Raw genomic sequence first — 22,093 nt, 5'->3', positions numbered from 1 at the left:
AAATAACGAAGGCTGTTTCAAGGAGAAAATCATCCTTGGACACAACCTTCGATATTTTGCCTTTTATCTATTCAACATTTGAAAATAGAGTAAGATCCTTTCTATGGCCAATCATAACTAATAGATCGCTTTCTTCAATAATCTGATCAGGAGGGGGTAAGATGGTAATGTTACCATCCCGAACTATGGCAATAACACTGACATTATATTTCGAACGAATGTCTAAATCCCGTAAACTGTGTCCGGCCATTTTAGAAGGAATCATAATTTCCTCTATGCTGTACTCCTTTGATAATTCAATATAATTCAGCAAGTTGGGTGAAAGAAGCTGATTTGCTACCCGCTCACCCATATCTCTTTCAGGGTAAATAACCAAATCAGCTCCAACCTTTTCTAAAACCTGTCCATGTCTTTTTCCGAGAGCCTTTGCAATTATTTTTTTTATGCCTATCTCCTTTAATAATGAGACCGTTAAAATACTTGATTGCATATCAATGCCTATAGCGACAATGACACAATCGAAATTTCTAATTCCAATGGAGTTAAGTGCTTTTTCTTCTGTCGTATCAGCAACTACTGCGTGTGTAACATAAGATTCAGCATCTTCGACTTTTTCCTCATTAATATCGATTCCTAAAACTTCACTCCCAGATTCATATAATTTGCGGGCTACGCTTACACCAAACCTACCTAGACCTATAACTGCATATTGTTTGATCGTCATTGTATGCATCGCTCCTTTATCATAGTTAGCCAATCATAATCTTTCCTTTTGGATGACGGAAAGCCTCCGTTTTTCGACGACTTGTAATGGCAAAAGCAATTGTTAAGGGGCCTAATCTTCCTACAAACATTGTTAATATAATCAGAAGACGGCCGCTGGTTGATAGCTCGGGAGTTAGCCCCATTGTAAGTCCAGCTGTTCCGAATGCAGAGGTAGCCTCAAATAAATACATCATAAAACTATGACGTTGTTCAATAAGACTTAAGACGATGGTAACAAGTACGACAATCATCATTCCACACATTGTAACTGTTAATGCTTTCAAAATCGTTTCATTAACAATTCTACGCCTAAAAAGCACCACATCTTCTTTCCCTTTCATTTGACACCACATCGCAGCAACTAAAACAGCGAAAGTTGTTATTTTAATACCTCCAGCAGTTGATCCAGAACCTCCTCCGATGAACATTAACCAAATGATTAAAAATAATGTTGAATGTGTTAAATCACCAATAGGGAGGGTATTAGAGCCAGCAGTTCTAGGTGTAACGGCTTGGTATAATGAACCAAGAATTTTGCCCCATTCAGATAGTGGGCCAATGGTTTTACTATTGTTGTATTCAAATAAGAAAATTAATAGCGTCGAGCCGATTGTTAAAATAAATGTTGTAGTTAAAACAATTTTTGTATGCACTGAAAGTCGTTTTGTTCCACGGTATTCAAATAGTTCATTAATAACAATAAATCCTAAGCCCCCAATCGTAATAAGTGCACAAATAGTGAATACGACGAAAGGATCATCTGCATACTCTGTTAAGCTCTTAAAGTTACCCATTATATCGAACCCAGCATTATTAAAGTTCGAGATGGCATGGAAAAATCCGAAGTAAAAGGCTTTACCTACAGGCATATCGAACGAAAAACGAATAGATAGAATGAAGCCACCTATTAATTCAATTAAAGCAGTAAATAACAGGATCCTTTTAACTAATTTAACTAGGCCAGCAATTGTAACGTTATTAAATGCCTCTTTTAACAAAAGTCGTTCTTTTAAAGAAATTTTTTTTCCTAATAGTAAAAATAATAACGTCGCAAATGTCATAAAGCCCAATCCGCCAATTTGAATAAGAAAAAGAATAACTAATTCTCCAAATATCGAAAATGTATCGCCGGTATCTACAACAACCAGTCCTGTTACACAAGTAGCAGAGGTAGCGGTAAATAGAGCATCTAAAAATGAAAGACCATTAGCATCGACCGTTGCAACGGGGAGCGTTAAGAAAAATGTTCCGATTAAAATGATGATGGCGAAGCCCAAAACAAGTGCTTTTGGAGGATTTAATTTATTGATAATTATTTTCATTTTATTCTCCTCATTGAACCTATAATTAATAAAATTTATTTGTTTATTGTTGTCCAAAAGTGAGCTAAAAATTCTTAAGGGAATAAAACCAAAAATTCACCAGATTAATTCGTACACTTTCTATTGACCATTTTTAGACAATACGTTATAATTCTTTAGTACACAGCAAATGGTTATTAGCCTATTTGTGTATTGACGTGTGTTCGGAGGGAGGGAAAGAGAGATGTCAAAAACTGTCGTTCGCAAAAACGAATCGCTTGAAGATGCTCTTCGCCGCTTCAAACGTACTGTATCAAAAAGTGGTACAATTCAAGAAGTTAGAAAGCGCGAGTTCTACGAAAAACCTAGCGTAAAACGTAAAAAGAAATCAGAAGCTGCACGTAAACGTAAGTGGTAATTTAATTTCCCATTAAAAATCCCTACGTTCATAACACGCAATTGTATGATTCACTGAGCAGACAAAAATATACCTGAAATTAATCGCATGTCGATTAGTTTCAGGTATTTTACTTTAGCTCAAATTTACGTACATATTGGAGAAGCCGAATGTGATCTTTGTGATTCATTCGGCTTTTATGTTACATACTTATTGTAGAAGTTATATCCGGTTATTAGGGCCACATAAGTTAATAATTCAATGTATAATAAAATTATTAGGATTTATGAAACTTTTTGCATGGTCGGTCGTATATACAGAAGAGAAGCATGTTAGAAGGGAGGGAAAAAGATGCGAAGACGAAGAATCCTCAGCTACTTACTAGTTATTTGGATGACATTTTTGTTAGCGTTTCCATTAACGTCTGCTTTTGCAAGTAGCAAGGTCTACCACATACCAATTCATAATGAAGTAGAAAGAGGACTTCACGCATTTTTAGAACGAGCTTTTAAAGAGGCGGAAGAAAACAATGCAGAAGCGATTATTTTGGACATTCACACACCTGGTGGTTTTGTGAATGCAGCAGGTGATATTGCGTTGCTTATGGATGCAACCGATATACGTAAAATTGCGTACATTAACAAAGATGCTCATTCTGCAGGTGCCTTTTTAGCCTTACATGCGGATGAAATCTACATGGTGCCAAATGGAACGATCGGGGCGGCTGCAGTTATTGATTCAGCAGGAAATGCAGCAGATTTAAAGGCTCATAGTGCATGGGTTGCTCAAATGGAGGCAGCTGCTGAATCAAAAAATCGCAATCCAAAATATGCACGAGCAATGGCTGATGTATCTGTTGATATACCAGAATTTCGAGCAGGAGAAGGGAATTTATTAACGTTATCAGCTTCTGAGGCAGAAAAAGTTGGTTATTCAAATGGAACGGTTACAAATTTCCAGGATCTTTTAAAAGCAACGCAAATAGATGAGCGTGACATCGTTCCGATTGAACCTACTTTTGCTGAAAAACTTGCGCGTTTTATTACCAATCCGATTATCGTTCCGATTTTATTGTCGATTGCAAGCTTGGGGCTTGTAGTTGAGCTATATTCGCCAGGTTTTGGTGTTCCGGGTATAATGGGATTGTCAGCGCTAGGATTATTTTTCTTCGGTCATATGGTGGCGGGCTTGGCAGGTTATGAGACATTACTTTTATTTATTGTAGGTTTAGCGCTTATTATAGCGGAGTTTTTTGTCCCAGGTGGTATTGTTGGTATTTTAGGTGGTGCGCTAATATTACTAAGTCTAATACTGGCAGGTGCAAACATGATGCAAATGATTATAGCGATTTTCATTGCATTTGTTGTAGCGATAATAGGAATGGTGATCTTGATGAAATTTTTCGGTAAAAAATTGCATGTTTTTAACAAGCTTGTCTTGAAGGATGCGACAACGACGGAAGAGGGCTATGTATCTAACGTGAATCGCACAGAGCTGCTTGGAAAAGTGGGTAAAGCGATTACACCACTTCGTCCTGCGGGTACAATGTTATTTGGTAGTGAACGCATTGACGTAGTATCGGAAGGTGGCTATGTTGATGCTAGTAATCATGTAGAAGTTATTAAAGTAGAGGGCTCACGAATTGTTGTGAGACGAACAGAAAAAGAGATGGAGGAATAGCAAATGGGTATTGATTTAGGTTTAATAGGTCCAATTGCAGGGCTAGTCTTATTATTCATTGTAGTCGCGGTATTCTTTACCTTTGTACCAGTGGCGCTATGGATTTCTGCACTTGCTGCAGGTGTCCGTGTTAGTATTTTCACATTAATCGGTATGCGTTTACGTCGTGTAATCCCATCACGAATCGTGAACCCATTAATAAAAGCACATAAAGCAGGATTACCTGTTACAATCAATCAACTTGAAAGTCACTATTTAGCAGGTGGTAATGTTGACCGTGTAGTAAATGCGTTAATCGCGGCTCATCGTGCAAATATTGAGTTATCATTTGAACGTTGTGCAGCTATTGATTTAGCGGGACGTGACGTATTAGAAGCGGTACAAATGTCTGTTAACCCGAAAGTCATTGAAACACCATTTATTTCAGGTGTTGCGATGAACGGGATTGAAGTAAAAGCGAAGGCACGTATTACTGTACGAGCAAACATTGAGCGTTTAGTCGGTGGTGCTGGTGAAGAAACGGTTATTGCTCGTGTAGGTGAGGGGATCGTTTCGACAATTGGTTCGGCTGAGCATCATACAGAAGTTTTAGAAAACCCTGATATGATTTCTCAAACTGTTTTATCAAAAGGTCTAGATTCAGGTACAGCATTTGAAATCCTATCGATCGATATTGCTGATGTTGACATCGGCAAAAACATCGGTGCTGAATTACAAATTGAACAAGCGCAGGCTGATAAAAATATTGCCCAAGCGAAGGCTGAAGAACGTCGTGCAATGGCTGTAGCGAACGAGCAAGAAATGATTGCACGCGTACAAGAGATGAAAGCGAAAGTAGTAGAAGCTGAAGCTGAAGTACCACAGGCAATGGCAGAGGCTCTACGCTCGGGTAATCTTGGTATTATGGATTACATGAACTACCGCAACATTCAAGCAGATACAGCGATGCGAGACTCTATTTCTAAAGTAGGCTCAGATAAATCAGAAACTAATGAATCTAACCAATAAAAAAACTGAAAGGAGCGGTGCTAATAAATGGAACAATTAATTATATTTGTGATCATTGCCATAGTCAGCTCTATTTTCGGTAAATCAAAAAAGAAAGAACAAAAGCCAATGCCTCCTTTTAACAAGGATTCACAAGTAGAGCCTCCTGTTATAAAAAGAGCAGAGGTGACGCAACAGCAACAATCTAAACCACAGAGTTTTGAGGATTTTGCACGTGGATTTTTAGGTGAATGGGAAAATGAACAGCCCCAATTCGAAGAGCCGAAAAAAAATGTCGAAAAAACAGTAATTGAAAAAACACCGAGCTATGTAGCTCCTTCTTTAGTCCCGACTGAGAAAATGGGTCGTACTTCGAATAGAGAAAGTATTGGCCGTTTGGCAGCTGGAAAAAAAGTCGAGGGAGTAGCTGAGCCACAATTGGCTTTTCAATTACCGACATCAAAAAAATCATTCATGCAGGCTGTTGTAATGGCAGAAGTTTTAGGTCCTCCAAAAGCAAAAAGAAAATAACTAGCATGTCCTCCTTTTTCGATGCATATATTGCCGAAGAAGGAGGCATTTTTTTATGAGAAAACTATTTCAATTAACGCCACTACTTGAATTATTACAATATGAAACATTAAAAATCATTGGCCCATATCGTTTTCTACATGCTGATGCTTCATCGTGCTCTTTTATCTATGCAGACTATCATATTACTGTGCGTGGAAAATCAGTGGAAATAAATGCTCTTAAAGAAGATATGCTACATCTTTCTGTAGAGGATTTACAGGAGCTTCAGATGAAAATGACAAAGAATATGGGTGTGAGCGATAATGTGGAATAATCGGCCAATTATCATACGTATAAAGCGCCATGAAAATGTTCATCCTTTTATTCAAGCATTGCATGCGCAACATGTACCATTAAAGCGTGTCGTTTTTCGTGAGCAAGAGGTTGTCTTTGAAACAACTATGCATTATCTACCAAAGATTCGCCGTGTGCGTAGTCGTTACCGACTTAAAATGGCAATCTATTATGCAGATGAACTTCAAGTTTTTCGAGCGCAGCTTTGGACTTTGCTTGGCCTAGCGTTGATGATATTAATACCATTACTATGTGCGCAGGTTATTTGGCGGATTGATATTAAAGCTGCGACACCGGAGTTAGAGGAACGTCTAGGAAAGACCTTTCAAGATACATTTCAATTAGAAACACCCATTTCTAAAAAAAACTTACCCTCAGATGCTGTCATGCGACAGAAGCTATTAGAAGGGCATCGAGACCTTTCGTGGGTGCATATTGAAAAGTACGGTGGACGTGTAATTTTACGACCTCAGGAGTCCCCAAAACAAACTAAACAAACGAATGAAAAGTTAGCGGAGCATTTAGTAGCAACAAAAAGCGGTGTAATTACTCACTTTAATATTCAAAATGGAGAACGGAAAATTTCAGTTAACGATACGGCTTACGAAGGTGATGTTCTCGTAAGTGGCGTTATTGAAAGTGGTGAAGATCAAGTCTTTGTTGGGGCTAAGGGAGAAGTTTACGCAGATTATTGGCTTGAATGTTCATTTAAAATTCCAACAAAACTAACGATGGAAACGCTACAACAAAAGCAGTGGCGTGTATTAGTGAGAGGCATTCATGAAGAAAAAGATAAAGTTGACTATGTGCAAAAGAAAGATTTACCTGATTGGCTCAATCCATATGTTTCGGTTGTTGAGGAGCAGTACACAAAAAAAGTACAAGTAGAGCTTAATGAATCCAAAATAGATTCATTGCTCATACCATTGCTTCATGAAAAGGTAATTCGTTCACTACCTGCGAAAACGGTTATAAAAAAAGAAAACCTTTTACAGGTAAAGTGGGGGAATGGTACAGTTGAAGGGAAAGTTCTATTTTTAGTCAATGAAAACATTGCCAGTCCAATACAAGGCCTACAAGGAGAATGATTATGTCAGAACATTTAACTGTATTACAAGTGGATAATCCAAACGAAGCGGTCATGCTACTCGGAATTTCCGATGCAAATATGAAATTAATCGAAGAGGCTCTAAAAGTCCACATTATTACACGTGGTGAACAAATTCAGCTTGCTGGTGAAGAGGATGCAAAGGAACAAGCAACATTCCTTTTACATGCTCTTTTAAAGGTCATTCGTAAAGGGATTAATATTGATCAGCGGGATGTTGCAACAGCAATTGAAATGACACAAAAAGGAACGATTGAATACTTTGCAGAACTTTATGATGAAGAAATAGCTCGCACGACGAAAGGTAAGCCTATTCGTGCAAAGACAATAGGTCAACGGGAATACATACAAGCAATCCGTCATAAGGACGTTGTTTTTGGTATCGGACCAGCTGGTACTGGGAAAACGTATTTAGCGGTAGTCATGGCAACACAGGCGCTAAAAAACGGGCACGTTAAGCGTATTATTTTAACACGCCCTGCAGTAGAGGCAGGAGAGTCTCTAGGCTTTCTTCCGGGGGATTTGAAGGAAAAGGTTGATCCTTATTTACGCCCTCTTTATGATGCTTTAAACGATATTTACGGATCAGAACAAACACAAAGGCTTATTGAAAGAGGCACAATAGAAATTGCACCTTTAGCATATATGCGTGGCCGCACATTAGATGATGCCTTTGTTATTTTAGATGAAGCTCAAAATACGACACATCAGCAAATGAAAATGTTTTTAACGCGACTAGGATTTGGCTCAAAAATGGTCATTACCGGCGACAAAACACAAATTGACCTACCAAAGAATATGGAATCTGGATTAATCGTAGCAGAACGAACATTAAAGTACGTAAAATCTATACATTTCCAAATTTTAGAACAAGGTGATGTAGTACGCCACCCAATCGTAGCGAAAATCATCCAAGCCTACGAAGAGCAGCAACTCTAGTATAACTGCTAAGCGGCCATATTAAAGTCTGCACCGAAAGTGTAGTGAAACGTAACGACAGGAGCAACAGGCTTTAAAAAGTCTGCGTTAAAAGCTTAGTCACGGATATAAAAGATAGAACAAATAGAATATGGTTTAAAAATGGAAAAATTTGTGACGGCTATACGATGTGTATAGCTGTTTTTTTACTTTCTTATACATTTTTCGGGAAAAATGTTTTTTGAATTGGTATGATAGAAGGTAGATAGAGGAGGTGCAAGATGGAGAAACAATTAAAAAAAATTACAGAACTTATTGGCTTTCGCTACTTTTTAATTGTCGTTCTCATCTTAACAGGAGCCCTACAATTTACTTTTATGTATGGCAATGTTAAAGGTGTTACATATGATTTTAAACCATTACAGTTAGCGCCTGAAACAGTACGATCTACTAAAACGCTAGAAGATACTTATAAAACGCAACAGGAACGAGAAAAAGCAACAAATGCAGTTGCACCAGTCTATCAATTTTCTGCGGATGTTGCTAAACAGCGAGCTTCGATTGTAACGTCTTTATTCGACTATGTTCTTGAGGTAAAGGCAGATGTTGAGAGTAGCAAAGAACCTATTCCTGTTGTCGATCAAGTGGCGCAGCTTCGTAAAAAACTTGAATCTATAGATTCAGAGCAAATGCCCATTGTCTTCACTGATTCACAACTAGAAGGATTGTTAGTACAAAGTGAAGCGGATTTAAAAAGAACAAGTACCCAACTATCAAAACTCGTACAGGAATACTTACAAAAATCCATTCGATCTGAAAATGTGTTTGCGTCTCAAAATGATTTTGAGACAAAAATTCGTGGACAACGAGGATATCCTGATAAAATATTTAATACGGTAGTTTTAATTGGTCGTACGAGTATTATTGAAAACGAGACGATAAACGAGGAACAAACGAAAATTCGAAAGGAACAAGTGAAGGAATCAGTTGAACCAACTCGAATTCTTCAAGGACAAATCATCGTACAGGAAGGGCAAATTATTGATAATGAGGCGTTCCGTCAATTAGAGCTTCTAGGTATGGTAAGTAATAAGGCATCGATGAAACCGATTGCAGGGCTGATTATTTTAATACTTCTTGAAATGATGTTCATGTTTGTTTTATTCGAACGCTGGCATATAGATGAATACAAAAAACGTAATGCCCTGTTGGTGACAGTAATTGTTTATAGTTTATCGATCTTGCTGATGAAATTTATTAGCCTAGTCTCAGGAGGTTTCGATGTTACGATTGCCTTCCTTTTCCCAACAGCTTTGGCAACAATGTTAGTACGGTTATTAGCAGATGACCGTGCTGCAGTTCTTATTACGGTTATGACAGCAGCATCTGCGGGTGTTATATTCCAAGAGGGTTATTCATCTGTTATGCAGATGGAAATTACACTGTATATAATTTTTGGAGGATTTGCGAGTTTGTTCTTTTTGCAAAGTATGGAAAAGCGTTCGCATATTCTACATACTGTAGGTATTATAGGGCTCGTAAATATGTTATTCATTGCATTTTATTTACTGATGACACAATCTTCCTACGGCTTGTCAGAGTTAGTGTTTTACTTTATCGCGGCAATGATATCGGCTTTATTATCAGGAGCTCTTACAATGGGTCTCTTACCATTCTTTGAATCAGCATTTAGCTTATTGTCGTCGTTGCGTTTAATTGAATTATCGAACCCGAACCATCCATTGCTGAAAAAATTACTAATGGAGGCTCCGGGAACATATCATCATAGTGTTATGGTGGCGAACTTAGCGGAGGCTGCATGTGAGGAAATTGGAGCAGATGGATTACTAGCTCGTGTAGGATGCTATTATCATGATATTGGCAAAACGAAGCGTCCTGCCTTTTTCATCGAGAATCAAATGTCTGGTATTAATCCCCATGATTCATTGTCTCCGGAAAAAAGCGCGGAAATTATTATTGCGCATACTACTGATGGGGCTGAAATGCTAAAACGCTATAAGATGCCGCAGGAAATTATTGATATTGCCTTGCAGCATCACGGATCTAGTCTGCTAAAATACTTCTACTTTAAAGCGAAGGAAGAAGGAAAATGCTTAGATGATACAACGTACAGATATCCAGGTCCGAAACCACAAACGAAGGAAGCGGCAGTTATTAGTGTTGCAGATAGCGTTGAGGCAGCGGTTCGGTCGATGAAGGAACCGAATGCAGAGAAAATTCAAAAGTTGGTACGAGCAATTATTGATGATCGAGTACAAGACAGTCAGTTTGATGAATGCGATATTTCGATAAAAGAGTTAAAATGTATAGAGAAAGTACTTTGTGAAACGTTGAATGGAATTTTCCACTCACGAATTGAATATCCAAAGGCAGATAAGTAGGAGGATCTATGATTTTAACAATTGATTTTACAGATGAAACAAATGAAGTGGCTACTGAGCATATGGAGCTTGTTGAAAAGCTTTTGCAGCTAGCTGCGAAACTAGAGAATATTGAGCCGGAAACGGAAGTGTCAGTGACGTTCGTTACAAATGAAGCGATTCAAGAAATAAACCGAGAATATCGTGACAAGGATCAACCGACAGATGTTATCTCATTTGCCCTGGAGGAATTAGGTGAGGGAGAAATGGAAGTAACATTTGAAGGGATGCCTCGTATATTAGGAGATATTATTATTTCGACAGATCGTACAAAAGAACAGGCAGCGGAATATGGGCATACATTCGAGCGAGAATTAGGCTTTTTAGCAGTCCACGGTTTCTTACATTTACTTGGCTATGATCATATGGTGCCAGAAGATGAAAAGGTGATGTTCGGTAAGCAGGATGAGATTTTACAATCTTTCGGCTTAGGACGAGAATAGATGAATGTTCGCAAATTTGTACGCTCTTTTGGGTATGCCTTTAAAGGTATTATTACAGCCTGTGCGGAGCAAAATTTTAAATCCCACTTACTTAGTGCGGTAATAGTTTTGATTGCTGGCTATTATACGGGTTTATCACGTATAGAATGGTATATTATATTGTTATTAATTGCTCTTATGTTTGCACTTGAAATGATTAATACAGCGATTGAACGAGTAGTTGATATAGCTTCACCTACGATCCATCCGCTTGCTAAGCAGGCGAAAGATCTTGCTGCAGGTGCAGTACTTGTATTTGCGATATTCAGTGCTATAATCGGATTACTCATATTTATACCTAAATGGTTTTAATACTACTATTCGGTCATGAAGTAGTAGCAATTGTGCTAAAGAATTTATGATTTATTAGACTCACCAAAAGTTTGGGATGTCATTTGTATGAATTATAATTTGATTGGAGTGGAGGTTGGGCAACTCCTTGGGGCTCATCTGACGCTCTTAGGACATTGCCCAGCCGAAACGGATATCAACCAAGCTTTAAGGTGATGAGCTATTTATCTTCATTAATGAAGATAAAGCCTCCGGCGGATGTCACGGATTTTGAAAGGAATGTACAAAGGATGTTAGCCTAACAACTTTGCATCCTGCGAAAACGGCTAACTGACCTGCATCGGTAAAAACGCCACTTCCTGTGGCATTACCGAAATGACCGACCTCGTATAGGTTTAGGCACAATTCAAAATCCGGACGAAATTACGCCGAGGCGAAATTGATTATGTAGAGGTGAACATTGATGACAATTGATATGCATGCATTACTAGAAGAATCAAAAAAAGCGCGTGAAAAGGCTTATGTACCTTACTCAAAATTTAAAGTTGGCGCGGCAATTTTAACGAAAAATGGAGAGGTCATTCATGGCTGCAATATTGAAAATGCAGGCTATAGTATGACAAATTGTGCTGAGCGTACAGCATTTTTCAAAGCTGTGTCAGAAGGTATTTATGATTTTGAGGCGATTGCTATTGTAGCTGATACGGATGGACCATGTGCGCCATGCGGAGCTTGTCGTCAAGTGATGATGGAGTTTTGCAAGCCGTCTATGCCTGTATATTTAACAAATTTAAAAGGTGATGTCACGGTAACGTCTGTAGGCGAATTACTACCGTTTGCATTTACAACGGAGGATTTAGAGAATGCTGGGAAATAATAATGGCTATAAGTCAGGTTTTATCTCCATAATCGGTCGACCGAATGTTGGGAAATCAACATTTTTAAACCGTGTTATTGGTCAAAAAATTGCGATTATGAGTGATAAGCCACAAACAACACGAAATAAAGTACAAGGTGTACTAACATCAAATGATAGCCAAATGATTTTTATAGATACGCCAGGAATCCACAAGCCGAAGCATAAGCTAGGGGATTTTATGTTAAAGGTTTCTAAAAATACATTGCGTGAAGTGGATGTTATTATGTTCATGGTTAATGCAGAGCAGAAACTTGGAAAGGGTGACGAATTTATCCTTGAAATGCTGGCGGGTAATCCAACGCCTGTATTCTTGGTAATCAATAAAATCGATCAAATTCATCCCGATGAATTAATAGGGATTATTGAAAGTTACAAAGACCGTTATGACTTTGCTGAAATAGTACCGATTTCAGCATTACAAGGGAATAATGTAGAAGATTTATTAACGACAATAACGAAATATTTACCTGAGGGTCCGCAATATTATCCAGCAGATCAAGTAACGGATCATCCTGAACGTTTCATTATTTCAGAGTTAATTCGTGAAAAGGTGTTACATTTAACACGCGAAGAAATACCTCATTCCATTGCTGTTGTGATTGATAAAATTCGTCGTGATGAAGAAAATGAAGATAAAATTCGTGTAGCAGCAACGATTATCGTGGAAAGAGATTCGCAAAAAGGGATTGTCATTGGTAAACGTGGTGCGCTATTAAAAGAAGTAGGGATACGTGCAAGAAAAGATATTGAGATGCTTCTTGGTTCAAAAGTGTATTTAGAGCTTTGGGTAAAGGTGCAAAAGGATTGGCGAAATAAATCAACGCATTTACGTGACTTCGGTTTCCGTGATGATGAATATTAATAGGATATGCTGTTAAGCTATACCTATTTGTCGCTGTAGTTTTAACTTCTTTCAGCTTTTGTACTGAAAGCTAAGCAGCAGGTGATGTTTTATGTAGCGAAAGCAATGCGCCAGCTACAGATGTCTTTTGTAAGGTAAGTGAAACGACAGTTACAGATGTCTCCCACCTCTATAGGTGGTGAGATGAATGCGAATTTAAGCGCAGTGGGTGCCAAGACCCCCGCTGAAATAGAGGAGCTCAGTCTAAGAACGCTACGTCCTGTGGCAACGACTGAGTGACAACATCATGTTGCTGCCGCTACGTTAGCACTGCGCTTTCGCACAAAAAACATCATGTTGCTGCCGCTACGCATTCGCGCAAACAACATCGTGTTGGCCTAAAGCCTCCGGAAGCAGTTATGCCGAGGCATAATTGATATGGAGCTGTCCAATAGCATATTGGACAGCTCTATTTTCATGCGAAGCTTGTAGAAAGGAGGGGAATCTATGCTTCATAAATGGGAAGGGATTGTCCTAAAGGTGCGTGCCTATGGAGAATCAAATAAAATTGTAACATTACTAACAAGAGAAGCAGGGAAGGTTGCAACGATGGCTCGAGGAGCGAAGAAGCCTTCTAGTAGACTAGCGTCTGTGACACAGCCATTTACATATGGCATGTTTATGGTACAACATCATACTGGTATGGGTACGTTGCAACAAGGTGAGCACCTAAATTCAATGCGTCATATTCGTGAGGATATAATGGCAACGGCATATGCAAGTTATATAATGGAACTTATCGAGCGTGTAGTAGAAGAGGGGAAACCTGAGCCACTTGCATTTGATGTGCTCCTTCAAGCATTACAAGCAATTGAGGAAGGTTATGACCCGGAGGCCATTACATTGTTCGTTGAATGGAAAATGCTACCCTATACAGGTGTACAACCTATATTACATGCTTGTGCTGCTTGTAGTGCAGTGGACGGTGAATTTGCATTTTCTTTTGTACAGGGAGGCTTTTTATGTCATCGTTGTTATCAGCATGATCCATATATCATTCGATTAACACCAACCCAACTTAAACTTATCCGAATGTTCTATACTGTACCTATCGACCAGATTGGGAAATTAGAATTAAAAAAGGAAACAAAATATTTTATAAAAAAAATAATTACTACAATTTATGAGGAACAAACAGGAATTCGTTTTAAGACTAAAAAATTTATCGAACAGCTTGAAAGAACGCCTGAATTTCAGTTAAGAACAAGTACTGATCAAGAAAAAACGCCAGAAGACCATTAACAATGATCTTCTGGCATTTTTACTTTTTAATATTCTTCTTCTTCATCATCCATGAATTCGTAATGAACAGCCCATTTATTAGCGATTTTTAGAAACTCAATATATAGGTAAGAAGTTTCGCCATTTTTACCTGAAATATGTAAAATAGCAGGTCCCTCAGTTAATGGTGTAACAATTACTTTCTTGTCCTTTATTGAAGCTTTCACAGCTGCTGGCCCAGGATTTAATTTTTCCAAGGCAACACTTGTTGGCTCGAATGATAGATCGCTACTTGAAAACGTTAACTCATCTGTAACTTGATACAAATCAATACTACGTACGAAATCATACGTATCAACATCAGCAGCCATCGTTTGTTGTTGTGTACCATTAGTGAAAGTTAGGATATATTGCCCGTTTTTATGAATAGAAAGTGTAGCTGAGTTATTGCTTGATTTAAAACTATATAATTCAGGAGATAATGTTTGACCATCTGCAGTTTGAATACTTACCCCAGTAGGAACAAATTTTAAATTGTTTTCCATTAAATTAAGCGGTAAGTTTTCTACATAATCCTCTTCTTTCACCTTTTCAAGTGTAGTTTGTAGCTTTCCATTTACTTTCTTTACATGAACTAAGTAAAAGAAATCCGTGAATTCTTCAGTATCATCCATATAACCTGAAATAACTAATTTTCCTGTGCCTTCTTTTAACGGTTTAATTGTAATGGACTCAGTCATAAAATCTTCTTCATCTTCAACCCATGTAAAGATATCATCTGCTGGATTTATACCGCCATAAGAAGCGAAGATATAGTCTTGCTTATATTGACTAGCATAAACGGTAGCGTTTCCTAAAGCATTTTCAGCACGTACAACAAAAGTTGCTAGCTGGGAACGTTTTACATTCGTTTGTGTTCCAAAGGTAGTTGGAGTCGTACCTTTTGTGATGCTGTTGGCAAATAGTGTTTTTATATATGGTTCATATTCACTGCCTTCATTGACATCATCGAAAGGAATGTTAATGCCGTTTGTGATTGGTAATTTGAAGCCTTTAACAATCATTTTTGACATTTGTCCACGTGTAATATTTTTAGTTGGGTAGAAATAGCCATTAGAACCACTAATAATACCTGCATTTGCTAAAGCAGCAATCGCACCGTAATTTGCATCGCCAGGTTTTATATCCTTAAAATTAGGGTTTTTTACATGAACCGTATCTAGCTTTAAAATACCAGCTAAAATTTTGGCTGCTTGTGTGCGAGTGATTGGATTCGCAGGTTTAAATGTGCCATCTGGGTAGCCTGATATAATGCCGCGTTGAGTCAAGTTAATAATAGCTTTGCCTTCCTCAGTTGACGCATTTATATCGGGGAACACCGATGCTGCATGTGCTTGTGGGGCAATTACAATAGCGCTTGTTGCTAGTGCTGATGCCATTGCAATTTGATAAAAACGATTGGTCTTCAAACTATTTCCTCCAAAGTAAATAAAAAATTTTATAGCTAGGACATTCCTATTACAATCCAGTTGAATGTAATAGGTTGGAACCTCTATGGAATGTTAAATTATTGTTATTTTAACATTTGGGATTAACTATAATACTTTATTTATATCAAAAAGATGAAGATGAGAATAGAGGGAATTTTATACTGTTAAAAATTAACATGGCAAAAGTCTTGTTCATCACATGCAAAGAGATTATTTTAGTTCCAACTGAGCACTTTTAGGGGTGTGTGATGAGCTGATTGGGAATAGGGGTGGATATTTGATAAATACATATTAAACAAATGCCTTACCTGATTTTTAATAGTGATACAAAAGTTGGGTAAAATACATAAAAATAATTAATTACCTTCTAAATTGAAAAATGAGTAGTGATTTTGTCAAAATATTAATGCTATATATTAGTTTAGATTTTTTGCCAATAGCCTTTGGTCGAATTGATTAAACCTTTATAATTTACAGAAATATTATATTTAAGATAAATTCAACAACGAGTTATAAAAATGCCCTTTTTTGTTATTTTATTTAGGTCTTTATAACTTTTATATTAAAAATTAATAGCTGTTCTCGAAATATGATATTAGATATAAAATACCAATTTAGAAATAGTTTTTAACATAAACATAGTATTAACGATTCATTCACGTTCCATATACTAGTTGAAAAGGTATTTTAATCTATGATATTGTAAATAATATAGGTGAAGATGTTTACACTAATATTTATTATTTATACGTTTCGTACCTATTGAAACTAGGCCGATTGATTTATATAAATCTGACATCCATATAAAACACGCCTCTATCAGCAAAAGCGGTTTAACTTCTTTCAGCAGATATTTTATGGAGCGAAAGCAAAGCGTCAGCTACAGATGTTTTATGTAACGTAAGTGAAGCGTCAGCTATAAATGTGAAAAAAATTAAGGCCTCCGGCGGATGTCACAGAAGTGGAATGGAGCTAATAAGGATGTTAGGTTAAAATCATCGCATCCATGCGATAATGGCTACCTGACCTGCATCGCTAAAAACGCACGTCCTGTGATATTACCGAATATGACCTACATCCTGTCGGCACTCATAAAGGCCCAAGTACAAAGCCGATTCCAGACGAATTATGCCGAGGCATAATTGAAGAATAACACAGTCTTATGGGAGAAGGAGGGAGTCACATTATGCTTGAATACTGTGTATGTGGCAAAAAATATGCTAAGAAAAGTGACGTTAAGTATTGATGAAATTGAAGCTAATGATGTTTTAGCTGAAGATATTTTTTCTGAGTATCGTTTACTAGCTAAAAAAGATCTAGTTTTAACGGAACGAATTATTGCCTTACTAAAACTTAGAAAAGTAGATGAAGTATCTGTATATTTACCAACTAATTCAGTCCGAATTGTTCATGATTTAAGTGTTCAACGTACAAGGGATTACGAGGATATATTTGCACCACTAATGGATAAAAACGATGAGGTAGATGAGTATAAAGAAACAGTAAGTAACCTTTTTATGACTACACTAGAGAATGTTGTGCATGAATTGCGCTATGGTCAAATTTTAAAAAGCATCCAAGATACTGCTTATGTTCGAGGTGTGTTTGAAAAAATTCTAGAAAAAAAACATCGCTATGAATTACTCATGAGATTAAAAGAATTGGATGAGTATTCTTTTGTTCATTCATTTGATGTTTTTGTATTAGGTACAATCTTTGCACGTTATTTAGGTTTAACGGATATTGAAATGCTAGCAAGAGGCTATTTGTTCCACGATATTGGTAAGATATTTATTCCACAAGAAATCTTAAATTTAAAACGAAAATTATCGGAAGATGAGTTTGACATTGTTAAAACTCATACAACTAAAGGTTATGAGCTACTCATAGAGAATGGGGAAGAGGATATTGCCTATTTAGCTCGTGATCATCATGAGCGCTTTGCGGGTAAAGGTTATCCGAACCAGCTTTGTGAGGATGATATGTGTAAGGGAGTTCAATTACTGCAAATTATTGATGTTTATTCAGCGATGACATCAAAGCGTGTATATCATTCGGGGTATGCTGCAACAGATGCATTAGCTGTTTTATATCGTGATCGACATTTATATAACGAGAAATTTATGCACAAGTTTGTAGAGTGCTTAGGGATTTATCCTGTCAACTCAGTCGTTCAATTATCTGATAATCGAAGTGCGCGAGTAGAACTTGTCTACGATTTATTCCCGACGTTACCTAAAGTTAAGCTGTTGGATGAACAAAAGTCTTTGATTTTACCTTTAAACTATAGTTTGAAAATTGCGAAAATGATTGATTATCGTGCAAACAGCTTTGAAGAAATTTTTAACTTATTTATAGAGCAATTAATTCGCTGTGACGAAAATAGCTTAAGAGTCTATTTTAATAAATTAATAGATCATTTACATCCTAAAGAAATTGTTTTGAAAATATTTTTACCTGCCTTTCGAATTTTACGTTTATTAACAAGAGAAATTCAAACGGATATTACAAAATATAGGAATTCTATTAATATATTAAAGAAACTATTAGAAGAGCAATTAAACGTATTGTATATGGATTATCAGCATGAGAAAACGACTATATTAGTTGTGGAAACTTCACTTCGTGAAAATTTTTTCATAAAACTTGTGCAAAGTATTTTGTATATTGATAAAATTGTGCCGTTTTTTATTAATCCAGATGATGACCAGCGTATTACACAATTAATGGAACATTGTAACGTAAATGTAGCTTACTTTATTGAGGATGAATTAACAGTCGATAAGAGAGTTCGCCCAATGCGAGAAGGAACGTTTCTTTTTTATTCTCTTGTAGATATTGAGGATTTACTGATTAGCTTAGTAGGCATGAATATGAAAAGGTTTTCATTTGAGGAGAAGATGCAAGAGCGTTTGTTTTCATCATTAAAGATATAAACTAGAGGGAGTCGCTTATAAGCGACCCCCTCTTTAAATACTTATGAATTTAGAATTGAAGATGTTTTTCAATGTATGCTTTAACATCTGTAATTGGCATACGAACTTGAGACATTGAGTCGCGGTGACGTACTGTAACTTGACCATCCTCTTTTGAGTCAAAGTCGTAAGTGATACAGAATGGTGTACCAATTTCATCTTGACGACGGTAACGTTTACCGATTGATTGTGACTCGTCAAAGTCAACTGGGAATGACTTACGAAGCTCTGCCCAAACATCAGTAGCCTCATCCGATAGCTTTTTAGAAAGTGGTAGGACCGCAGCTTTAAATGGCGCTAGAGCAGGGTGGAAGCGTAAAACTGTACGTTTATCGTCGCCTTCAAGCTCTTCCTCGTCATAAGCATCGCAAAGGAATGCTAATGTCACACGGTCTGCACCTAAAGATGGCTCGATGCAATATGGTACATAACGTTCGTTTGATACTGGATCGATGTAAGTGAAATCTTCACCAGAATGCTCCATATGCTGTTTTAAATCGTAATCTGTACGATCCGCTACGCCCCAAAGCTCGCCCCAGCCGAATGGGAATTTGAATTCGATATCAGTTGTAGCATTTGAGTAGTGAGATAATTCGTCTTCTTCATGATCGCGAAGGCGCATAGACTCTTCCTTCATGCCTAAATTTAATAACCAATTTTTACAAAACTCTTTCCAGTATGCGTGCCATTCAAGATCTTCGCCTGGCTTACAGAAAAATTCAAGTTCCATTTGTTCAAATTCACGTGTACGGAAAGTGAAGTTACCTGGCGTAATTTCGTTACGGAAAGACTTACCGATTTGTGCAATACCGAATGGTGTACGTTTACGCATAGAACGTTGTACATTTTTAAAGTTCACGAAAATACCTTGTGCTGTTTCTGGGCGTAAATAAATTTCGTTAGTAGAAGATTCTGTTACACCTTGGAATGTTTTAAACATTAAATTAAATTGACGAATATCTGTAAAATCAGCTTTACCGCAATCCGGGCAAACTACGTCATATTTAACCATTGTTTCTTTCATTTGATCAAATGTCATACCATCGACAATGATTTCATCGCCTTTAGCTAGCGCAGCATCCTCGATGATTTTGTCAGCACGATGACGCGCTTTACATGCCTTACAATCGACCATTGGATCATTAAAGTTACCAACGTGACCAGAAGCAACCCAAGCTTTTGGATTCATTAAAATTGCAGCATCGATCCCAACGTTGTGCTCTGATTCTTGGACAAATTTTTGCCACCATGCTTTTTTAACATTGTTTTTTAATTCAACACCTAGTGGACCGTAATCCCAAGTGTTTGCTAAGCCTCCGTAGATTTCAGAACCTGGGAAGACAAAGCCGCGATGCTTCGCTAATGATACAATTGTTTCCATTGATTTGTTAGCCATAAAAATAGCCTCCTTTATAGTTTTCAAAGTGTGAACTTTGATTTTGTTTTAGCGTATTTATACAATTGATAAATTCGCTAAATATTTTTAATTTAGGTAGGACTAAATTAAAAATAGCACCCGTCTCCGGGCACAATAAATGCCCAGGGACGAGTGCTAAAACCCGCGGTTCCACCCTGATTGTTTTAAACGAATAGTTTAAAACCTCTTTTCAAAAAGTTAGCTCAAGGAGTGCCTTTTCTCTGTTGCTGTGTAGACTTTCACCATCTTCTACTCGCTTTAAAATGGAACAGATACTTTTTTCCCGTCATCGCCTATATAACGCAAATCACTCGAAAATACATCGAGAGCAAGCGTATGTGTCAATATTGTAGCATGTAGTTCTTTTCTTCGCAATAATTATTAAAATAGTATATAATAATTGAGCATAAGTATAACACTATTAGATTTGAGGCGGTGAGTCCAATCGAACTCAATAAACGTCAGGAAGACATTTTACAAATTGTGAAAGAAAACGGCCCTATAACAGGCGAACATATTGCAGAACGTCTCAATCTGACAAGAGCAACTTTAAGACCAGATTTAGCAATACTCACAATGGCAGGCTTTTTAGATGCTAGACCTCGTGTTGGCTATTTCTATTCAGGTAAAAAAACATCCGTTACATTGACGGATAGTATTAACAATTTAAAAGTGAAAGATTTTCATTCAGGACCTGTTGTTGTACCAGAAACAATGACTGTTTATGATGCGATTTGTTTCATGTTTTCTGAGGATGTTGGTACACTATTTGTCGTAGATAAGAATGAATTTTTGACAGGGGTACTTTCTCGTAAAGATTTACTACGTACAAGTATTGGCACGCAGGATTTAAACAAAATTCCTGTACATATAATTATGACACGCATGCCAAATATATCGTACTGTGAAAGATCAGATTCTTTAGTCGTCGCAGCGAATAAACTAATTGATCGAGAAGTTGATTCGCTACCAGTAGTCGAACCACAAGAAGGTGGATTGACGATTGTTGGGCGTCTAACAAAAACGACGATTACACGAGCTTTCTTATCACTTGCACAAAATGACTAAATAGTTGAAGGAGAGCAGTATGAAAAGACTACGGGTTTTTGTTGTATCTGATTCAGTCGGTGAAACTGGTGACCAAGTAGCGAAAGCGGTTATTAGTCAGTTTCGACCTGGTTTGGAAAACACGATAATTCGTCGTTTTCCTCACATACAATCAGAGGAGCTCATTCGTAAAATTGTATCCCTCGCAGCGAAACAGAAGGCATTTATTGTATATACACTAGTTCGACAGGAGATGCGATCGTTATTATGTGAACTGTGTGAGCAAGAAAATGTATATGCCGTCGATATTTTAGGGCCTGCTTTAAAAACAATGGCAACCTTTGTGGAAGAATTCCCATTAGAGGCTCCAGGAATTGTTCACCAGCTAGATGATGATTATTTTAAAAAAATAGAGGCTATTGAATTTGCAGTAAAATATGATGATGGTAGAGATCCACGTGGTCTTTTACAGGCTGATATCGTGCTAGTTGGTGTTTCCCGTACCTCTAAAACACCGCTATCACAATATTTAGCACATAAACGCTATAAGGTGGCGAACGTGCCCTTAGTACCAGAAGTGGAGCCACCTGAAGAACTTTTAAAAATTGATCCAAAAAAATGTTTTGGTTTAATTATTTCTCCTGATAAATTAAACTCAATTCGAAAAGAGAGATTGATGTCTCTAGGATTGAATGATGATGCTATCTATGCGCAGCATAATCGAATATTAGATGAAATCCAGCATTTTGAAAAAATTGTCTCTAAAATTGGTTGTAAAGTTATTGATGTGACAAACAAAGCTGTTGAAGAAACAGCAAACGTCATTATTGAACATATTTTAAACTGTAAATAAGAAACGATGATGATAAACCACCTCGGTTATAAG

20 protein-coding genes are annotated in these 22,093 nt (G+C 37.2%); 16 read left to right on the top strand and 4 right to left on the bottom strand.

Translation table 11 applies throughout. From position 1 onward, the window contains the following. Positions 1–67 precede the first annotated feature (67 nt). Both AC3WSO_RS16895 and AC3WSO_RS16890 read right to left on the bottom strand, forming a co-directional pair. On the bottom strand, positions 68–724 hold the full coding sequence (locus AC3WSO_RS16895; protein ID WP_492532431.1) for a potassium channel family protein: 657 nt from the start codon (positions 722–724) through the stop codon (positions 68–70). A gap of 25 nt (positions 725–749) precedes the next feature. Continuing rightward, positions 750–2,087, bottom strand: a complete 1,338-nt coding sequence (locus tag AC3WSO_RS16890) for a TrkH family potassium uptake protein (protein ID WP_492532430.1) — start codon at positions 2,085–2,087, stop codon at positions 750–752. Between the two features lie 223 nt (positions 2,088–2,310). On the opposite strand from AC3WSO_RS16890, the gene rpsU reads away from it, so the two are divergent. From rpsU to recO, 13 genes are all read left to right on the top strand, one after another. Continuing rightward, the gene (gene rpsU / locus AC3WSO_RS16885) at positions 2,311–2,484 is read left to right on the top strand and encodes a 30S ribosomal protein S21 (RefSeq protein ID WP_004227078.1); all 174 of its coding nucleotides are present in this window, start codon (positions 2,311–2,313) and stop codon (positions 2,482–2,484) included. A gap of 330 nt (positions 2,485–2,814) precedes the next feature. Then, positions 2,815–4,143, top strand: coding sequence for an NfeD family protein (locus AC3WSO_RS16880; RefSeq protein ID WP_492532428.1), 1,329 nt, complete (start codon positions 2,815–2,817; stop codon positions 4,141–4,143). 3 nt (positions 4,144–4,146) lie between these two features. Next, on the top strand, positions 4,147–5,151 hold the full coding sequence (gene floA / locus AC3WSO_RS16875) for a flotillin-like protein FloA (protein WP_492532426.1): 1,005 nt from the start codon (positions 4,147–4,149) through the stop codon (positions 5,149–5,151). A 27-nt stretch (positions 5,152–5,178) separates the two neighbouring features. Next, entirely contained in the window at positions 5,179–5,661 is a 483-nt protein-coding gene (locus AC3WSO_RS16870; RefSeq protein WP_492532424.1) for a YqfB family membrane protein, read from the top strand. A 55-nt stretch (positions 5,662–5,716) separates the two neighbouring features. Then, positions 5,717–5,977, top strand: coding sequence for a hypothetical protein (locus AC3WSO_RS16865; RefSeq protein ID WP_079563475.1), 261 nt, complete (start codon positions 5,717–5,719; stop codon positions 5,975–5,977). Continuing rightward, the gene (locus AC3WSO_RS16860) at positions 5,967–7,085 is read left to right on the top strand and encodes a sporulation protein YqfD (protein WP_492532422.1); all 1,119 of its coding nucleotides are present in this window, start codon (positions 5,967–5,969) and stop codon (positions 7,083–7,085) included. Before AC3WSO_RS16865 ends, AC3WSO_RS16860 begins: the two co-directional genes overlap by 11 nt. Before the next feature lie 2 nt (positions 7,086–7,087). Beyond that, complete coding sequence (locus tag AC3WSO_RS16855; RefSeq protein WP_079563473.1) at positions 7,088–8,044, top strand: PhoH family protein; 957 nt, start codon at positions 7,088–7,090, stop codon at positions 8,042–8,044. A gap of 260 nt (positions 8,045–8,304) precedes the next feature. Further along, positions 8,305–10,425, top strand: coding sequence for an HD family phosphohydrolase (locus AC3WSO_RS16850; protein ID WP_492532420.1), 2,121 nt, complete (start codon positions 8,305–8,307; stop codon positions 10,423–10,425). A gap of 8 nt (positions 10,426–10,433) precedes the next feature. Continuing rightward, complete coding sequence (gene ybeY, locus AC3WSO_RS16845; protein WP_079563471.1) at positions 10,434–10,907, top strand: rRNA maturation RNase YbeY; 474 nt, start codon at positions 10,434–10,436, stop codon at positions 10,905–10,907. Further along, complete coding sequence (locus AC3WSO_RS16840; RefSeq protein ID WP_492532418.1) at positions 10,908–11,258, top strand: diacylglycerol kinase family protein; 351 nt, start codon at positions 10,908–10,910, stop codon at positions 11,256–11,258. Positions 11,259–11,700: 442 nt separating this feature from the next. Continuing rightward, positions 11,701–12,114, top strand: coding sequence for a cytidine deaminase (locus AC3WSO_RS16835; protein ID WP_142509859.1), 414 nt, complete (start codon positions 11,701–11,703; stop codon positions 12,112–12,114). Next, positions 12,101–13,018, top strand: coding sequence for a GTPase Era (era, locus tag AC3WSO_RS16830; protein ID WP_492532416.1), 918 nt, complete (start codon positions 12,101–12,103; stop codon positions 13,016–13,018). The genes AC3WSO_RS16835 and era overlap by 14 nt, the downstream gene beginning before the upstream one ends. A gap of 486 nt (positions 13,019–13,504) precedes the next feature. Next, the gene (gene recO / locus AC3WSO_RS16825; RefSeq protein ID WP_492532415.1) at positions 13,505–14,299 is read left to right on the top strand and encodes a DNA repair protein RecO; all 795 of its coding nucleotides are present in this window, start codon (positions 13,505–13,507) and stop codon (positions 14,297–14,299) included. Between the two features lie 26 nt (positions 14,300–14,325). Here the strand turns inward: recO and AC3WSO_RS16820 are convergent, their stop codons facing one another. Next, entirely contained in the window at positions 14,326–15,747 is a 1,422-nt protein-coding gene (locus tag AC3WSO_RS16820) for an S-layer homology domain-containing protein (RefSeq protein ID WP_492532413.1), read from the bottom strand. A 1,220-nt stretch (positions 15,748–16,967) separates the two neighbouring features. Here AC3WSO_RS16820 and AC3WSO_RS16815 point away from each other — a divergent pair. After that, positions 16,968–18,704, top strand: a complete 1,737-nt coding sequence (locus AC3WSO_RS16815; RefSeq protein WP_492534395.1) for an HD-GYP domain-containing protein — start codon at positions 16,968–16,970, stop codon at positions 18,702–18,704. Positions 18,705–18,753: 49 nt separating this feature from the next. On the opposite strand, the gene AC3WSO_RS16810 is transcribed toward AC3WSO_RS16815, so the two are convergent. After that, on the bottom strand, positions 18,754–20,139 hold the full coding sequence (locus AC3WSO_RS16810) for a glycine--tRNA ligase (protein ID WP_492532411.1): 1,386 nt from the start codon (positions 20,137–20,139) through the stop codon (positions 18,754–18,756). A gap of 456 nt (positions 20,140–20,595) precedes the next feature. Between AC3WSO_RS16810 and ccpN the strand changes: the two genes are divergently transcribed. Together ccpN and AC3WSO_RS16800 are read left to right on the top strand one after the other, a co-directional pair. Continuing rightward, the gene (gene ccpN, locus AC3WSO_RS16805; protein ID WP_079563877.1) at positions 20,596–21,228 is read left to right on the top strand and encodes a transcriptional regulator CcpN; all 633 of its coding nucleotides are present in this window, start codon (positions 20,596–20,598) and stop codon (positions 21,226–21,228) included. A 19-nt stretch (positions 21,229–21,247) separates the two neighbouring features. Next, positions 21,248–22,060: a pyruvate, water dikinase regulatory protein gene (locus tag AC3WSO_RS16800; RefSeq protein WP_492532409.1), complete on the top strand. Its 813-nt coding sequence runs from the start codon at positions 21,248–21,250 to the stop codon at positions 22,058–22,060. Positions 22,061–22,093: the final 33 nt, after the last annotated feature.

It is taken from the genome of Lysinibacillus sp. EB106-09-02-XG168 (genome assembly GCF_058791475.1).
Note: the sequence above shows the minus strand (reverse complement) of the source record. Positions and strands in the feature narration are given on the sequence as shown.

Excerpts from the sequence above, each read along its gene's own strand:
- floA (WP_492532426.1), top strand. The coding sequence starts at position 4,147 with ATGGGTATTGATTTAGGTTTAATAGGTCCAATTGCAGGGCTAGTCTTA.
- AC3WSO_RS16840 (WP_492532418.1), top strand. The coding sequence starts at position 10,908 with ATGAATGTTCGCAAATTTGTACGCTCTTTTGGGTATGCCTTTAAAGGT.
- recO (WP_492532415.1), top strand. The coding sequence starts at position 13,505 with ATGCTTCATAAATGGGAAGGGATTGTCCTAAAGGTGCGTGCCTATGGA.
- AC3WSO_RS16800 (WP_492532409.1), top strand. The coding sequence starts at position 21,248 with ATGAAAAGACTACGGGTTTTTGTTGTATCTGATTCAGTCGGTGAAACT.
- AC3WSO_RS16870 (WP_492532424.1), top strand. The coding sequence starts at position 5,179 with ATGGAACAATTAATTATATTTGTGATCATTGCCATAGTCAGCTCTATT.
- ybeY (WP_079563471.1), top strand. The coding sequence starts at position 10,434 with ATGATTTTAACAATTGATTTTACAGATGAAACAAATGAAGTGGCTACT.
- AC3WSO_RS16810 (WP_492532411.1), bottom strand. The coding sequence starts at position 20,139 with ATGGCTAACAAATCAATGGAAACAATTGTATCATTAGCGAAGCATCGC.
- rpsU (WP_004227078.1), top strand. The coding sequence starts at position 2,311 with ATGTCAAAAACTGTCGTTCGCAAAAACGAATCGCTTGAAGATGCTCTT.
- AC3WSO_RS16850 (WP_492532420.1), top strand. The coding sequence starts at position 8,305 with ATGGAGAAACAATTAAAAAAAATTACAGAACTTATTGGCTTTCGCTAC.
- AC3WSO_RS16890 (WP_492532430.1), bottom strand. The coding sequence starts at position 2,087 with ATGAAAATAATTATCAATAAATTAAATCCTCCAAAAGCACTTGTTTTG.
- AC3WSO_RS16880 (WP_492532428.1), top strand. The coding sequence starts at position 2,815 with ATGCGAAGACGAAGAATCCTCAGCTACTTACTAGTTATTTGGATGACA.
- AC3WSO_RS16860 (WP_492532422.1), top strand. The coding sequence starts at position 5,967 with ATGTGGAATAATCGGCCAATTATCATACGTATAAAGCGCCATGAAAAT.
- AC3WSO_RS16895 (WP_492532431.1), bottom strand. The coding sequence starts at position 724 with ATGACGATCAAACAATATGCAGTTATAGGTCTAGGTAGGTTTGGTGTA.
- AC3WSO_RS16835 (WP_142509859.1), top strand. The coding sequence starts at position 11,701 with ATGACAATTGATATGCATGCATTACTAGAAGAATCAAAAAAAGCGCGT.
- era (WP_492532416.1), top strand. The coding sequence starts at position 12,101 with ATGCTGGGAAATAATAATGGCTATAAGTCAGGTTTTATCTCCATAATC.
- AC3WSO_RS16855 (WP_079563473.1), top strand. The coding sequence starts at position 7,088 with ATGTCAGAACATTTAACTGTATTACAAGTGGATAATCCAAACGAAGCG.
- AC3WSO_RS16865 (WP_079563475.1), top strand. The coding sequence starts at position 5,717 with ATGAGAAAACTATTTCAATTAACGCCACTACTTGAATTATTACAATAT.